12 protein-coding genes and 1 riboswitch are annotated in these 14,705 nt (G+C 70.6%); of the genes, 3 read left to right on the forward strand and 9 right to left on the reverse strand.

Annotation, left to right across the window (positions count from 1 at the left end):
- Positions 1 to 39 precede the first annotated feature (39 nt).
- From IF78_RS0111985 to IF78_RS0112010, 5 genes are all read right to left on the reverse strand, one after another.
- Positions 40 to 639, reverse strand: coding sequence for a GTP-binding protein (locus IF78_RS0111985; protein ID WP_031481105.1), 600 nt, complete (start codon positions 637 to 639; stop codon positions 40 to 42).
- The gene (locus IF78_RS0111990; RefSeq protein WP_031481104.1) at positions 617 to 988 is read right to left on the reverse strand and encodes a DUF742 domain-containing protein; all 372 of its coding nucleotides are present in this window, start codon (positions 986 to 988) and stop codon (positions 617 to 619) included. Before IF78_RS0111990 ends, IF78_RS0111985 begins: the two co-directional genes overlap by 23 nt.
- A gap of 2 nt (positions 989 to 990) precedes the next feature.
- Positions 991 to 1,425 (reverse strand): roadblock/LC7 domain-containing protein, encoded by a 435-nt coding sequence (locus IF78_RS0111995; RefSeq protein ID WP_031481103.1) that lies wholly within the window; start codon positions 1,423 to 1,425, stop codon positions 991 to 993.
- A 92-nt stretch (positions 1,426 to 1,517) separates the two neighbouring features.
- Positions 1,518 to 4,142, reverse strand: a complete 2,625-nt coding sequence (locus tag IF78_RS51090; protein ID WP_234439805.1) for a sensor histidine kinase — start codon at positions 4,140 to 4,142, stop codon at positions 1,518 to 1,520.
- Between the two features lie 568 nt (positions 4,143 to 4,710).
- Entirely contained in the window at positions 4,711 to 5,886 is a 1,176-nt protein-coding gene (locus IF78_RS0112010; protein ID WP_031481101.1) for an MBL fold metallo-hydrolase, read from the reverse strand.
- A 281-nt stretch (positions 5,887 to 6,167) separates the two neighbouring features.
- On the opposite strand from IF78_RS0112010, the gene IF78_RS0112015 reads away from it, so the two are divergent.
- Complete coding sequence (locus IF78_RS0112015; RefSeq protein WP_031481100.1) at positions 6,168 to 7,346, forward strand: Glu/Leu/Phe/Val dehydrogenase dimerization domain-containing protein; 1,179 nt, start codon at positions 6,168 to 6,170, stop codon at positions 7,344 to 7,346.
- 134 nt (positions 7,347 to 7,480) lie between these two features.
- Positions 7,481 to 8,101, forward strand: a complete 621-nt coding sequence (locus tag IF78_RS0112020) for a TetR/AcrR family transcriptional regulator (protein ID WP_199921396.1) — start codon at positions 7,481 to 7,483, stop codon at positions 8,099 to 8,101.
- 150 nt (positions 8,102 to 8,251) lie between these two features.
- On the opposite strand, the gene IF78_RS0112025 is transcribed toward IF78_RS0112020, so the two are convergent.
- The 4 genes from IF78_RS0112025 to IF78_RS0112040 all read right to left on the reverse strand — a co-directional run bounded on the left by IF78_RS0112025 (position 8,252) and on the right by IF78_RS0112040 (position 13,671).
- On the reverse strand, positions 8,252 to 9,037 hold the full coding sequence (locus tag IF78_RS0112025) for an SGNH/GDSL hydrolase family protein (RefSeq protein ID WP_031481098.1): 786 nt from the start codon (positions 9,035 to 9,037) through the stop codon (positions 8,252 to 8,254).
- A gap of 143 nt (positions 9,038 to 9,180) precedes the next feature.
- On the reverse strand, positions 9,181 to 9,897 hold the full coding sequence (locus IF78_RS0112030) for a DUF6250 domain-containing protein (protein ID WP_031481097.1): 717 nt from the start codon (positions 9,895 to 9,897) through the stop codon (positions 9,181 to 9,183).
- A gap of 254 nt (positions 9,898 to 10,151) precedes the next feature.
- Positions 10,152 to 11,114 carry a LysM peptidoglycan-binding domain-containing M23 family metallopeptidase gene (locus tag IF78_RS0112035; protein WP_031481096.1) on the reverse strand — a complete coding sequence of 321 codons (963 nt, stop codon included), beginning with the start codon at positions 11,112 to 11,114 and terminating at the stop codon, positions 10,152 to 10,154.
- Positions 11,115 to 11,118: 4 nt separating this feature from the next.
- Positions 11,119 to 11,276, reverse strand: a riboswitch (cyclic di-AMP (ydaO/yuaA leader).
- A gap of 307 nt (positions 11,277 to 11,583) precedes the next feature.
- Positions 11,584 to 13,671 (reverse strand): alpha-galactosidase, encoded by a 2,088-nt coding sequence (locus IF78_RS0112040; protein ID WP_031481095.1) that lies wholly within the window; start codon positions 13,669 to 13,671, stop codon positions 11,584 to 11,586.
- A gap of 180 nt (positions 13,672 to 13,851) precedes the next feature.
- On the opposite strand from IF78_RS0112040, the gene IF78_RS0112045 reads away from it, so the two are divergent.
- Positions 13,852 to 14,649 (forward strand): tyrosine-protein phosphatase, encoded by a 798-nt coding sequence (locus IF78_RS0112045; protein WP_031481094.1) that lies wholly within the window; start codon positions 13,852 to 13,854, stop codon positions 14,647 to 14,649.
- Positions 14,650 to 14,705 lie beyond the last annotated feature (56 nt).

Raw genomic sequence — 14,705 nt, forward strand, 5'->3', positions numbered from 1 at the left:
CGTGAGTCATATGCGGCTCCGTCCTGGTGTGTGCGGGTGTCACATGTGTGCGCCGTGGCTCGGCGCGGGTGCCGGCGTGTGGGCGATGAGGTGCCGTACGAGAGTCAGCAGGGTCTGCACGCCGGAGCTGGAGATCCGGGCGTCACAGCGGACGACGGGGATCTCCGGGTCGAGGTCGATGGCGGCACGGACCTCCTCCGGGTCGTACCGGTAGGCACCGTCGAACTCGTTGATCGCGACGATGAAACCGAGGCCCCGCTGTTCGAAGAAGTCGACGGCAGCGAAGCAGTCCTCCAGCCGCCGGGTGTCGGCGAGGATGACCGCGCCGAGCGCGCCCTCGGAGAGTTCGTCCCACATGAACCAGAACCGTTCCTGTCCGGGCGTGCCGAACAGGTACAGGACGTGTTCCGGGTCGAGTGTGATGCGGCCGAAGTCCATGGCCACCGTCGTCTCGACCTTGTTCTCGACGCCTTCGAGGCTGTCGGTCGCGGCGCTGACCGTGGTGAGCAGTTCCTCCGTGCTGAGCGGCGCGATCTCGCTCACCGCGCCCACGAAGGTCGTCTTGCCGACCCCGAACCCTCCCGCCACCAAGATCTTCAGTGCGGTGGGGAAGGGGTCAGAGCTGTCGTCGTAGTCCATCGAGCACTGCCTCCAGAAGAGCCCGGTCAGTCGGGTTGTGGTGGAACTCGGGGGGCTTGGTGGTGAGCGCCCCGCCGTCGACGAGGTCCGACAGCAGCACCTTGGTGACCGCCGCCGGCAGCTTCAGGTGGGCCGCGACCTCGGCGACCGAGACGGGGGCACGGCACAGGTCGAGCGCCTGCTCGTGCTCGGGGCCGAGATAGCCGAAGGGGGTCGCCCCGGTGGCCATCACCTGCGACATGAGGTCGAGCGCGATGGTGGGCCTGGTACGGCCGTTGCTGACCGTGAAAGGGCGCACCAGCCGTCCGGCCGCGTCGTCGAGCCAGGGCCCGTCGCCGGCCGCCGTCACGTTCAAGGCCTCATCGCCGGGGGTTCGACGGAGTGCTGGCGGGGTGCGGTGACCAGGTACGGGCGGACACTCTTGACGAGCATGGCCATCTCGTAGCCCAGCACCGCCGCGTCGGCCTCACGGCCGGCCAGCACGGCGAGGCACGTGCCCGAACCGGCCGTGGTCACGAACAGCAGCGTCGAGTCGAGCTCGACGACGACCTGGCGCACGTCCCCGCCGTCGCCGAAGCGGACGCCGGCGCTGCGGCCGAGGGAGTACAGGCCGGAGGCCAGGGCGGCCATGTGGTCGGCGCTGTCCGGGTCGAGGCCGTGAACCGACTTCACGAGCCCGTCGCAGGACAGGAGCACCGCACTGGTCGTGTGCGGTACGCGCTGCACGAGGCCGCTCATCAGCCAGTCGAGATCGGACACATGAGCGGTCGGCGCTTCGCTCGCCATGATGGATCGACTCCTTGAGGTACGAAGGTCTGCGGGAGCGCTGGGGGTGGGGGTGGCCTCCCAGGCGGACTTCGAGCTGGTCAGGGGCGTGGTCATCCGGCCGGTGCGCTCCCGTCGTGCCGGGTTGTGTGGTCGGTGCCGGGCGCGGACCCGGGGTGCGTCTCGGTCATATGGGCCGGGTCCATGGGTGTTGCGTCCATGTGGGGCCGGGTGGGCAGGGGGGTCACGTCCGTGTGGAGCGCGTCCAGGGACGACGGGCGCAGACGTGTGGGCTGCGGGAGCCCTGTGTCGAGGTTCGTCGGTTCCAGCCGGATCGATGCCGGGCGTACGGACTCCAGGCGGGTGGGCTCGGGGGTGGGGTCCGGACGCGTCGGATCCGGGGTGCGCGACGCTGTCTCCGAGGTCGTGAGCGGTTGGGGGGTGTAGGAGGAGATCGTCGGATACGCGGTGGTGGTCGGCGTGGTGGGGGTGCGGGCCGAGTCCATGGAGCCGGGGTCTCCGTGGCCCTTGTCCGTGTGGCCCAAGCCCATGTGGTCCGAGGCCGCGTGGCTCGAGGTCGTGTGGCCGGACACCGGGTACGTCATGTGGCCGGACGATGTGTGCGGGGTGTCCATGTGGTCCACGGCCATGTGATCCACGCCCATGTGGTCCACGCCCATGTGCCCGGCATCCACGTGCGCGCCGCCCAGGTGCCCCGGACCCACACGTCCGGGTTCCCTGTGCCCCGACTCCGGAGACCCTCCGGCCATATGGCCGCCACCCATGTGCTCAGAGTCCATATGTCCGACATCCATGGGCCCTGTATCCACAGGGACGGCATCCGCGCGCCCGGCGTCCGTGCGCCCCGCATCCGTGCGCCCAGTGTCCAGGTGCCCGGCCTCCCGCTGTCCGGCGTCCATGTGCGTCGCGTCCATGCGCGCCGCTTCCATGGTCTGCTGCGTCTCGGCAAGCCCGATGCCCCGCTGGAACGCCGCCATGAGCCCCGGGTCATGCCCGGCGAGGTGGTCGGGTTCCTGGCGCGGTGCGGGGGCGTCCCGGAGTTGAGGCGCGATGTGCTCCTGGGCGCGGCGCCGGGGTAGTTGGGGCTTTCCCATGGTGCCGCGGACTGTGCCGGTGCGCGGAGTCGGCGGCGTGACCGTGTTCTCCGCGACGATCCGCCGCTCGCCGGGCCTGATGCCGGGCACGGCGTCCGCCGGGTTGGCGCGCCCGTCGTCGGCACCGCGTACCGGCAACGGTGCCGTTCCGTTGCCGCTGGGCCTCGATGCGGCGGCGCCCCTGCCTCCGGTCTGCGGCCGCGGTGGGCGAGGCGAACCAGGCGCCGCTGCGGCCGCACCCCGCTGCCCGCCCGCCGAGGCGGTCGACGTGGGCTGCCGATGCTGCTGAGGCGGCACCGGCGCCTGCTGCGGACGGACCTGCGAGGAGGTCTGCGGTGGTACGGCCGTACCCGCCGCCGCTTGCGGCCCCTGGGACTCCGGCGCCCGTCCCGCGCCGCCCGGGGCGCCCGTCCACGGCTCCGTCCCCAACAGCCCCTGCGGCACGACGAGTACGGCCTGGACACCGCCGTAGATGTTGGTCTGGAGCCGCACATGGATGCCGTGCCGCTTGGCGAGCTGAGAGACCACGAACAGGCCGATGCGCCCGTCCGCCAGCAGGCTGGCGACGTTGACCTGGTCGGGGTCGGCGAGCAGGGCGTTCATACGGTTCTGCTCGGCGACGGGCATGCCGAGCCCTCGGTCCTCGACCTCGACGGCGAGGCCCGAGGTCACGAGGTTGGCGCGAAGGAGCACCTGGGTGTGCGGGGCGGAGAACACCGTGGCGTTCTCGACGAGTTCCGCCAGCAGGTGGATGACGTCGGCGACGGCGTGCCCGCGCAGGGTGCCGTCGGTGGGCGGCACGAGCTTGACCCGTGAGTACTGCTCGACCTCCGCGATGGCGGAGCGCAGCACCTCGGTCATGGAGACCGGGTTGCTCCACTGCCGGCGGGAGACGGCGCCGCCGAGCACGGCGAGGTTCTCGGCGTGGCGGCGGATCCGGGTGGCGAGATGGTCCACATGGAAGAGCCCCTTGAGCAGATCGGGGTCCTCGATCTCGTTCTCCAGCTCGTCGAGGATCGAGATCTCGCGGTGCACGAGTGACTGAAGGCGCCGGGCGAGGTTGACGAAGACCTCGAGCTTCTGTTCGCTGCCCGCCTGGCTGGAGAGCTGGGAGGCCTGGACGACGGCGGTGACGGCCCCGTCGTGGGCGCGGGCCAGGTCGGCGGCGAGCAGTTCGAAATCGTCGGCGCCCTCGGGCGCACCGCTGCGTGACTTGCGTTTAGGCGGGCCGTCGCCGCGCCGCAGGGCCTCGACCAGGGCCCGCAGGTCGGCCTCGCCGCGCGCGCTGCTGCGGCGCAGGGCGTCGATGCGCTCGCTCACGGACCTGGCGGTGCGGTTGGCGGCCACGGCGGCGATCAGGATGCCGACGAGGGTCACCGAGATCGCGCCGGTCAGGACGCCCCACAGGGTGAGGCCCGGCCGTGCTCCGGTGGTGCGCACGACGAACAGCACGGCCGCGCAGGCACTGAGGGCCACCGCGACGGGCGGCAGCACGGCCAGACGCAGTAGTTGGGGCCTTAAATGGGTCTCGGGCAGCGCTGGTGCGGTGCGGGCGGCCGGGCGCCCGTGCCGCCCGCCCTCACGGCGGTCTGCGCGTGTGGCCGGGGCGCGGAGTTGAGACATCGGGGTCCTCGTACTGGTCCGTCGGTCGGGGCCTGGGGGTGTACGCGCGGTCTGCGCGGCCCGGGGCATGCGCCATCGCGATGTCGGTCGACAGAGCCCAACACATTTCGGCTCCGTGTCGCCCGACGGACACTCACAGTAGTCGCCTCCGCATCATGTGCGGTGGGCAGTTGACAAAGTCCCGCAGGCAGCGTCCCGCTCTGGTATGAGCCCTCGTACGACAGACCGATAACCAGCTCCACCGTTCGCCCACATGGAGCACTCGAACGATCGGACCTGGTCAGAAGTGGTCACGAAGAAAAGTCAGGGGCGGGGCACCCGATGCGCCCAGCCCCAAGCGGACGTCCCGTTTCCCGGTCCGCGAACGCCCCTGACAGGACGATTCAGCACCTCGAAGCCGCAGTCTCCATCCCCCGGCACGTCACCGGCCGTGAGGGCGCACATGACTCCAAGTGCGCCCCGGCGAGCTCCCGTACGACCGGCGTGAACAGTCCCGAAGGGCGGGTGGAGCCGACGAACGCCCGCAGCGTTCCCTGGTGCTGCGGATCCGCCGCGAGATCAAGTCCCTCTAGGCGACCACCGTGTCATCAGCGACCGACGCGACCGGCGGCCAAGTCGGCCACCCCTCGGCGGGCGCCTCGGCGGCCTCACGCCACCACGGCGTCACGGACGACACCGACGCAGGCTCGAAGGGCTCGCCGCAGAGTGGAGCCGCCAAGGTGACCCCGGCCTTGTGCGTGGCCCGCATCATCCACTCGCCCGGCTCCGCCCACGGGTGCGGGGCGAGGTTGAAGGTCCCCCAGTGGATCGGCAGCAGGACACCCACGGCCGGATCCCCGTTCTGCAGGTCGAGGTGGGCCCGCACGCCCTCGTCCGGTGTCATGTGGATGTCGGGCCAGAAGTCCGCATAGGCGCCGACCTGGATCATCGTGGCGTCGAACGGGCCGTGGTCGGCGCCGATGTCCTTGAAGCCCTCGAAATAGCCGGTGTCACCGCTGTGGTAGATCCGGTGCTCCGCCGAGGCGACGACCCAGGACGCCCAGAGGGTGTGCTGCGTGTTGCGCAGTCCGCGGCCGCAGAAGTGGCGGGCCGGGGTGGCGGTCAGGGTGAGCCCGCCGATCTTCGTGGTCTCGTGCCAGTCCAGCTCGCGCAGCCGGTCGGCGGACACGCCCCAGTGTTCGAGGTGGGCGCCGACGCCGAGCGGCACGGCGAAAACGGTGTCCGTGCCGGCCAGTGCCTTGATCGTGGGCATGTCGAGATGGTCGTAGTGGTCGTGCGAGATGACCACGACGTCGACCGGGCCGAGCGCGGCGAGCGGCAGCGGCACGGGATGCAGCCGCTTGGGCCCGGCGAAGGGGAACGGGGAGCAGCGCTCGCCCCACACGGGATCGAAGAGCACCCGGCGGCCGTCGATCTCCGCCAGGATGCTGGAGTGCCCCAGCCAGGTCAGGCGCAGCCCGCCGGCGGGCGGCTTGGCCAGGTCGGCGTATGTGGTGGGGTGAAGCGGCACGCTGCCCTTCGGCGCACGGCGGGGCCGGGAGTCCTTGTCGAAGAAGACCTTGGCGAACTCCAGCATGGACCCGGAGGGCCGGGTCCGGGCGGTGCCCCCGGGGTTCTGGAACACCCCGTCCCTGAAGTGCGGCGATCTGCGGATACGCGCCATGCGCTCACCACTCGGATCCACGCCGAAGGCCTCGGGCCGCAGGGCGCGCAGCCCTGAGCTCGGGAAACGGAAACCGGCCACGGTTACCTCCAGGTGGAGTCGGTAAGGCCTCCCATTATGGTCGGCACCTCTGACAACCCCGGGCGGCCCCGATGAGTTCCCCGGAGCCACGGAAGACGTCTCCCACTGCGCCCGGGTGACGCTTCGGATGCCTCCGGACGACGACCCCCGTGTTTCCGCGAACTGCCCGCCGTTGCAGATCCATTCAGTACATTGACATGTCCCCACCCCTCCTCTGATACTGACCCATCGTTCAGTAACCGTGCACGGCACGCGGCCCCCACGCCCCCACCGGAGAGCCCATGACCATCCCACTCCTGTCGCTCACCTGGACCGACCACGTCACCGGCCGCCAGGGCTTCCTGGTCGTCGACCGGCTGGTGCGCGGCGTGTCCAGCGGTGGGCTGCGGATGCGGCCGGGCTGCACCCTGGACGAGGTCACCGGGCTAGCCCGCGGCATGAGCATGAAGGAAGCCCTGCACTACGACCCCGAGGCGCGGTACGTGCCCCTGGGCGGTGCCAAGGGGGGCATCGACTGCGATCCGCGGGATCCGGAGGCCTACGGGCTCCTGGTGCGCTACCTGCGGATCATGCGGCCGTACATCGAGAGCTTCTGGACCACGGGCGAGGACCTCGGCCTCACCAAGGACGTGGTCGACCGGGCGGCGGCCGAGGCGGGGCTCCTCTCGTCCATCCAGGCCGTGTATCCGCTGCTCGACGACGAGGCCGGCGCCAGGCGGCGGCTCGCGGACGCGTTCGCGGTCGAAGTGGACGGCATCGGGCTCGACGAGCTCGTCGGCGGATGCGGGGTCGCCGAGTCGGTGCTCACCGCGCTGGACCGGGCCGGTGTGCCGTACTGGAGGACGCGCGTCGCCGTGCAGGGCCTCGGGACCATGGGCGGCGCCACGGCGCGCTTCCTCGCGCGCGCGGGGCTGACAGTCGTAGCGGTCGCCGACATCAAGGGCACGATCGCCAACCCGGCGGGCCTCGACGTCGATGCCCTGCTCGCGGCACGCGACGCGTACGGCACGGTCGACCGCGCGGCGCTGCGCCCCGGCGACCGCGAACTGCCGGGCGACGCCTGGCTGGCGACCGAGGCGGAGGTACTGGTGCCGGCGGCCGTCTCGTACGCGATCGACGGCACGAACCAGGAACGGATCACCGCCCGATGGATCGCCGAGGCGGCGAACATGCCCGTACGGCCCGAGGCGGAGGATCTGCTGGCCGCGCGGGGCGTCACCGTACTGCCCGACGTCGTGGTCAACTCGGCTACGAACGCCTGGTGGTGGTGGACGCTGTTCGGCGACATCGACGCCGACGCGGACGAGGCCTTCGCCCACACGCGACGCTCGATGCGCGCTCTGATCGACCTCACTCTGACCCGCGCCGAGGCCGACGGGACGACGCCCCGCGCCGCCGCGCACGCCATCGCGGCGGAGCGGCTGCCGGTGATCGCCGAGCGGTTCGGTCGGCATCGGTGACGGCGGGCGGTTCGGCCGGCATCGGTGACGACTGTCGGATGACGGCTGACGGCTGACGGCTGACGGCTGACGGAGGGGGCTCCGCCCTGTCCGCGGCCAGGAAACGGCCTGTGCCGAGGCCTTAGGGTGACGGAGTGACAAGAGTGCGGTTGAGCGTGGCGGAGCGGCGTGAGGAGTTGCTGCGGGCCGCCGTCGAGCAGATAGAGGCACGGGGCGTGGCGGCGGTCAGGATCGCCGACGTGGCCTCGGCGCTCGGGGTGAGCAACGCGCTGGTGCTCTATCACTTCGCCACCAAGGAGAAACTGGTCGCCGCCGCCTTCGCCCATGCGGCCGAGGGCGACCTGGGACATCTGCGCAGGATTCTCGGCCGGCGTACGACGGCGCTACGACGGCTGCGGGCCGCCGTGCGCTGGTACGCGCCGACCGGACAGGCCAAGGGCTGGCGGCTGTGGATCGAGGGCTGGGCGGCGGCGCTGCGCGAGCCCGCGCTGCGGGAGGTCACACGGGACCTCGACCGGCAGTGGAAGGCTGCCATCGCCGAGGTCATAGCGGAGGGCGTGGCCGCGAACGAGTTCCGCTGCCCGGACCCCACCGGCACCGCCCTGCGCCTGACGGCGCTCCTCGACGGGCTCGCCGTGCAGCTGACCTCGTACCCCGGCGCGGTGTCACGCGCGCGTGCCCAGCAGTGGGTGGACGAGACGCTCGCCAGGGAACTGGGGCTGGAGCGGGAGGCGTTGACCGCGTCGGCGCGGTGAGGTGACCGCACGCCGAGCGGTCGGTCCTTCCCGCCCATGACGGCCGCGTGGACCGTCCCATGACAGCCGCGTGGGCCGCGCCCCCTCTAAGAGGGCACGGCCCACACCGCTGACGCACAGCCTCCAGGCACCGACCTCAAGGCACCGGCCTCAAGCCACCCATTCGATCCGCGACTTGATGTCGTCCGGCGACAGCGCGCCCTTGGCCGTCACGTGGTCCCCCGACGACTCGCCGCGCAGGCGCCGACCGATCCACGGCACCAGGTACTCACGGGCCCAGTGGACGTCGTCCCGGCGGATCTCGAGGGTGCCGCGGGGCGGGAGCGGCGGCCAGGGCTGGTCCGGGTCGGCCGGCACCTCCAGACCGAGGACCTGGCCCGCGCGGAGCGCCACGCGCGTGTGCCCCTCGGGAGACAGGTGGAGCCGGTCGTCGTCCCAGGCCCGGCGGTCCTGGATGGTCTTCAGGGACCACAGGTCGAGCACCGGGCAGCCGTACCGGTCGGCGATGGCCCGCACATGGCCGTTGTAGGTGGCGATCTTGCCGCGCAGATGCTTCAGCACGGGCACGCCACGGGTGTCGAAGCCGGTCGTCACCATGACGGTGCCGACCGCGGAGGTGAGCTGGACGATCGCCCGCTCGAAGCGCTCGGCCACCTCGTCGGGGTCGGTGCCTGGCCGGATGATGTCGTTGCCGCCCGCGCAGAACGAGACCAGGTCCGGGGCCAGTTCCACGGCTTTCGGGAGCTGGTCCTCGACGATCTGGTCGAGCAGTTTGCCGCGCACGGCGAGGTTGGTGTAGTCGAAGTGGCCCTCGGGCCGCCGGTCCGCGAGCAGGACCGCGAAGCGGTCGGCCCAGCCGACGAACGCCCCGTCGGGGCCGGGGTCGCCGACGCCCTCGGTGAAGCTGTCCCCCACCGCGACGTACGACCCGATCACTGATCTGCTGTCACTCTTCGAATCGCCTGTCACACCGGCATGATTCACCTTCGAATGTGACCTACGCGACCGTAGGGAAGGGTTGACGGGCGGTGAGATAAGCCACTCCCCAAGTGTTGACCAAATCTGGAATAAGCCTCTGATCAGGGGTGTTGTGGGCTCAACCGCCACACCCGGAACTCGCTGAACCGGAAGTGGCTCCAGGTCGTCCGGAAGGCGAAGTGCCCACCGTCGTACGGCTCCGGGTCGGTGAAGTCGAAGACGAGCCGCCCGTTGTTCCACCACCGCACGGTCGGGCCGTCGGAGACGATCCGGACCCGGTGGGGCTCGTTCGCCACGAGCAGCGGCTCGGTGTAGTCGTGGACCAGCGGACGGACCCCGGCCTCACCTACGTATCTGCGCAGCCGTGTGGTGGTGTTCGTGTTGGCTCCGTAGCCGACGTAGTACGTCTTGAGGTAGTCGTACTCCGCCAGCGCCCCGCCTCGCCGTGTCGCGAACAGGTCGTCCGGGCAACGGACGTCGGTGGCGTTCCAGAAGTTGTTGAGGTCGGAGACGCGGTCGTTGGCGCCGCCTGCCGATATGGGCGTGGCCGTGTACTCGATGGCGTACGGGCCTTCCAGCCGCTTCCTGAACCAGATCGTCGCACCCGCGGGCACGTCGACCTCCAGGGCCCCGCGCGAGGCGGTGACGGTGCCGCCCTTCTCCAGTTCCACGGCCCACCGGCCGAGACCATGACGGAAGTTGTCGTGGGCGATCAGCCTGCGACGGCGCGGGGCCGCGGCGGCGGTGCCCGCGGGGGCAAGGGCGGCTACGGTGGCGCCAACGGCCAGGGCTCCGACGGCTCTACGCGTGGTCGTCACGAGGGACGGCTCCTTCCGGGAGGCAAGGGAAAGCGCTTGCAGCGGTGCGTAGATCACTGTGCCCCTCCCCCTCCCTCTCCGTCGACCCTCTCGCCGCGCCCGCCACAGGACCGCAATGCGGCGATCACGACCTGTCGAGCCGGAACACACCGAAGGCCGGACCCGGGGATCGGGGTCCGGCCTTCGGCAGCGTGTCAGGTGGTGGGGGTACCCCCGCTCGAGCGAAACCGAGAGTGGGGGAGGTCGGCGGGGGATCAACCGATGGCGACACCCTTGGAGCGGAGGTAGGCGACCGGGTCCACGTCCGAGCCGTAGTCCGGCGTGGTGCGGATCTCGAAGTGCAGGTGCGGGCCGGTCACATTGCCGGTCGCGCCGGAGAGGCCGATCTGCTGGCCCGCGGTCACGGTCTGGCCGGCCGAGACGGAGAGCGAGGACAGGTGGGCGTACTGGGCGTAATAGCCGTCGGCGAGCTGGATGACGACCTGGTTGCCGTACGCGCCGCCCCAGCCCGCGGAGACCACGGTGCCCGCGCCGACGGCCTTCAGCGAGGTGCCGGTCGGAGCGGAGAAGTCGACGCCGGTGTGGTAGCCGCTGGACCACATGCTGCCCGCCACCTTGTAGGCGGTGCCGACGGCGGCCGAGGACAGCGGGGCACTGAAGCCACTGGCGGTGCTGGTGGTCTCGGCGCTCTGGGCAGCCTTGGTCGTCTTGGTCGCGGAGGACTTCGAGGCGGAAGAATCCGATGAATCCGACGACTTCGAGGGCGACGAGGAGGAAGACGAGGAAGAGGGCGACGTCTTGGGGGTGCTCGTCGCGGCCTTCTTGCCACCGATCGTGAGCTTCAGACCGGGGTGGATGAGCGACGGGTCCGAGCCGACGACCTCGCGGTTGTCGGCGTAGAGCTTCTTCCAGCCACCGCTGACGTTCTGCTCGTCGGCGATCTTCGAAAGGTAGTCGCCGACCCTCACCGAATAGGTCCGCACATCCGTCTTCTGAGCCGCGTCCTTCTTCTCTGCGGCCTTCTTCTCGGCCGCCTTCTTCTCGGCGACCGGAAGAGCCTGAACGGCCTTTTCCGAAACGGACTGCGCGGGAGCGGCATGGGCGCCGGTGGCCCCGATGAGCGGGAGGGCGAGAGCGGCTCCGCCGGTTCCGGCGACGGCTATGGAGCGGGTGAAGCGCAGGGACTTCGGGCGGCGGTGCTTACCCTTCGCGGGCATGGCGAATTCCTCTCCGGCGCCTGCGAGGTGAGCTGTCGGGTGCGGGCTGGAGATGCCCGGCCGCGCTGAAACGCGGCTTTACCCCAAGCCTGTTCCGGAGACCGGAACAGGCGTTGTACCTGTGGGTCCCCCGCTCCTGCCATGGTCGGGTGAGTCGGTGCGGGCTCCGGTCGGCGGCAGGATTCGGCGTCCGTCCGGATTGGTGGCGAACGTAAGCGAGGAAGACGCACGGGAACAAGTGAGAGGTTCCGTCCGAATGCGTTCCTGTTGATCCCTTGTGGGAATTCTCGGTCACCCTGCGTGAATTATGGGTACGTCGCCCGACTCAAAACCCCTTGAAAAGCACGTGAATTACATGAACATGACGGGCGACGCACGGTCACGAATATGACGCTCCTCACGTGACTCCGCTCCAGCTTCCTTTACGCCAGAGCGAGTTGGAATGAAGGCGCCAATTCGGACAGAACCCCTAGATGCGACGCAGACGGATAACTGCCGCATCGAGGTCGCCGCGCAGGCCGGTGCGCAGTCCGTGATGCAGCAATACGGCACCTCGGTGCACTTCGCCCGTTTCGAGGCATTCGTACGACGCTGTCGGGTCGAGTCCGCGCAGTCGCAGCGCCGGTACGGCCTCGCCGTAGCTCTGCGCCTGGAGCCAGGCGAGGACGACCGTCTCGGCCCCGAGCACGTACTGCACCGCGCTGAGCCCGCCGCGCGGGGGCCGCAGCCGGTAGAGGTCCCCACGCTGCACGACGGGCCGGATCCCCTTGTAGACCTCCACCCACTCCCGCGCCTCGGCGAGCTCCTCCTCGGTCCACCGCGTGAGGTCTCCGCCGACGCCGAGCACCCCGGCCATGGCGCTCACGAAGCGGAACCGCAGCGAGCTGACCCGGCCGTTGAGCTGGTTGTTCGGGCTGTCGGTGACCCAGGCGGCCATGACCCGCGCCGGATGGATCTGACTGAAGCCGTGCTGGATGGCGAGCCGGTCGAGCGGGTCGGTGTTGTCGGACGTCCACACCTGGTCCGTACGACTCAGCACGCCGAGGTCGATCCGGCCACCCCCGCCCGAGCAGGACTCGAAGGCGACGCCCGGGTGGGCGGCCCGGAGCCGGTCCAACAGGGCGTAGAAGGCGCGGACGTGGTCGACCCAGAGCCGCTGCGGGTACGGCTCACCGGGCCAGCCCGCGTCGCTGAAGCAGCGGTTGAAATCCCACTTCACATAGTCGACGGGAGCGCTGGAGAGGAGCTCGTCGAGCCGGTTCCAGAGGTATTCCTGGACGTCTTCGCGCGCGAGGTTCAATACGAGCTGATTGCGGAACTCCGTCCGCTTTCGTCCGGTCTGATACTGCACCCAGTCCGGGTGGGCCCGGTAGAGCTCGCTGTCCGGATTGACCATTTCCGGCTCGACCCAGATGCCGAACTGCATGCCGAGGGCGTGCACGTAGTCGGCGAGGGGCTTGAGGCCGGACGGGAAGCGGTCCGGGTTGGGCGTCCAGTCGCCGAGCCCGGCGCGGTCGCTGGTGCGCGCCCCGAACCAGCCGTCGTCGACGACGAACAGCTCGACGCCGATCGCGGCGGCCCGTCGCGCGAGGGTGCCCTGCTGCTCCTCGGAGATGTCGAACTCCGTCGCCTCCCAGGAGTTGAAGAGAACCGGCCGGTCCTGATCGGCGTCGGGGATGACATGGGCGCGCTGGTAGGCGTGCCAGGCACGGCTCGCGCCCCCGAAGCCGCCGTCGCTCCACAGCCCGGCGAAGACGGGCGTCACGAACGACTCCCCCGCCGCCAGCCGCAGCAGACCCGAGTCGTCGTATCCGACCCCGCCGGTGATCTGCACGCGCGCGTCCGGCAGTTGGGCCACCGAGATCCGCCAGGAGCCCGACCAGCCGAGGGCGCAGCCGTAGACCTCGCCGTGCTCCTCGCCGGCGTCGGTGTCGAGCGCGACCCATGGCAGGAGGGGGTGCCCGGTGTGGCCGCGGCGGCTGCCGATGACCTTCTCACCGTAGGTGAGGGACGACCGCGTCAGCCGGGACTCCGCTGCCCACCGCCCATGCAGCTGGGACAGCCGCCAGTCCTCGCGGTCGGGCAGGGTCCAGGTCGCGGAGTCGGCGCGCAGCAGCTCCAGGTCGGGCCCCTGGTTGTCGAGGGTCACCCAGCGCTCCACCACGTCGTCGCGCATCCGGTAGTGCAGCGTGATGCCCAGCCCGCCGTCCCGGAACCGCAGCCGCAGCTCCGCACCCTCGGAGCCCTCCGCGCCGTCGGTCTCGTACGCCTCGAAGGTCCACTCGGTGCCGCGCCGTTCGTCGGTGCGCACGGACAGGGCCGGCCGCACGAAACGGGGACCGCCCTCGACCGGGTACTCCTCGCGTCCGTCGAGTTGCGACTCGAAGCCCCGGAAGTCCGCGAGCGGGCGCGCGGCCAGCTCCTCGGCGTCGGCGAGCGCGATCCGCGGGCCCCAGTGCAGGTGCAGCAGTTCGTCGGCCTCCGTCAGATGGAGGGCGTAACTGCTGGTCGGCCCGGAAAGAACCCAGGTGCGTCCACGGTCGGAGATTTCCAGCATCAGGCCCTCACATATTCGAACAGGTCCACTCAAGCACCAACATCATCAAGGTCGAGGGGCTCCGCTGCAACGCCCTGTGGACAACTCATTGCCCCAGGAATCCATGTCGTATGGTCGAGAGCGCACCCCGTCGGCCGCACCGCCGAGCCGCGTCGGCGGGGCCGACCGGGAGGAGCCCCCGTGACGCAGCAGATCCCGTCGACCGAGCCCGAGCTGGCCGGAGTCCGCAACTTCCGCGACGTGGGCGGCCTGCCGACCGTGGACGGACGGCGGGTGCGATACGGAGTGCTGTTCCGCAGCGGCCACCTGGCGCACGCGACCGAGGAGGACGCCGCCTTCCTCGGCTCCCTGGGCCTGCACACGATCTTCGACTTCCGCAACGCGGCCGACCAGAAGCTCGAAGGGCCGGACGTCGAGCTGACGGGGGTGCGCAATGTGAACCTGCCGCTGAGCGATCCGGCGGACGGCGCGGAATTCTGGAAGATGGTCCGCGACGGCAACATCGACCAGCTGCGGGAGATCCTCGCCGACGGCAAGGCCGCGAACCGGATGATCGCCTCGTATCGCACGATCATCAAGGAGCGCACCGCCGAGCACTCCCAGGTGCTGCACGCGCTCGCGGAGGACAGCGTCCCCGCCCTGATGCACTGCGCGGCCGGCAAGGACCGGGCCGGCCTGTCCATCGCCGTGACGCTGCTCGCCCTCGGCGTCGAGCGCGAAGCGATCGTCGCCGACTACCTGGAGTCCAACGCCAAGCACCGCCGCTACAAGGTGCGCCGCAGCGGCAGCGACGCCGCGGCCTACTCCCCCGAGGTCATGGAGCTGCTGAACCCACTGTTCGACGCGCGCGCCGAATATCTGACGGCGGCCTTCGAGACCATCGAGGAGACATGGGGCGGCGTCGACGCCTACCTGGAGCAGGGGCTGGGGATCACCCCGGAGGCCCGGGAGCGACTGCGGGAGCGGCTGCTCGACTGACGCCGGCCACCGTGCCCTCCCGGCCTCGACGACCCTCCCGCCCTGTGCCCTGCTCC

Source organism: Streptomyces bicolor, from assembly GCF_000719285.1.
In the GTDB taxonomy this organism is placed as follows: domain Bacteria; phylum Actinomycetota; class Actinomycetes; order Streptomycetales; family Streptomycetaceae; genus Streptomyces; species Streptomyces bicolor.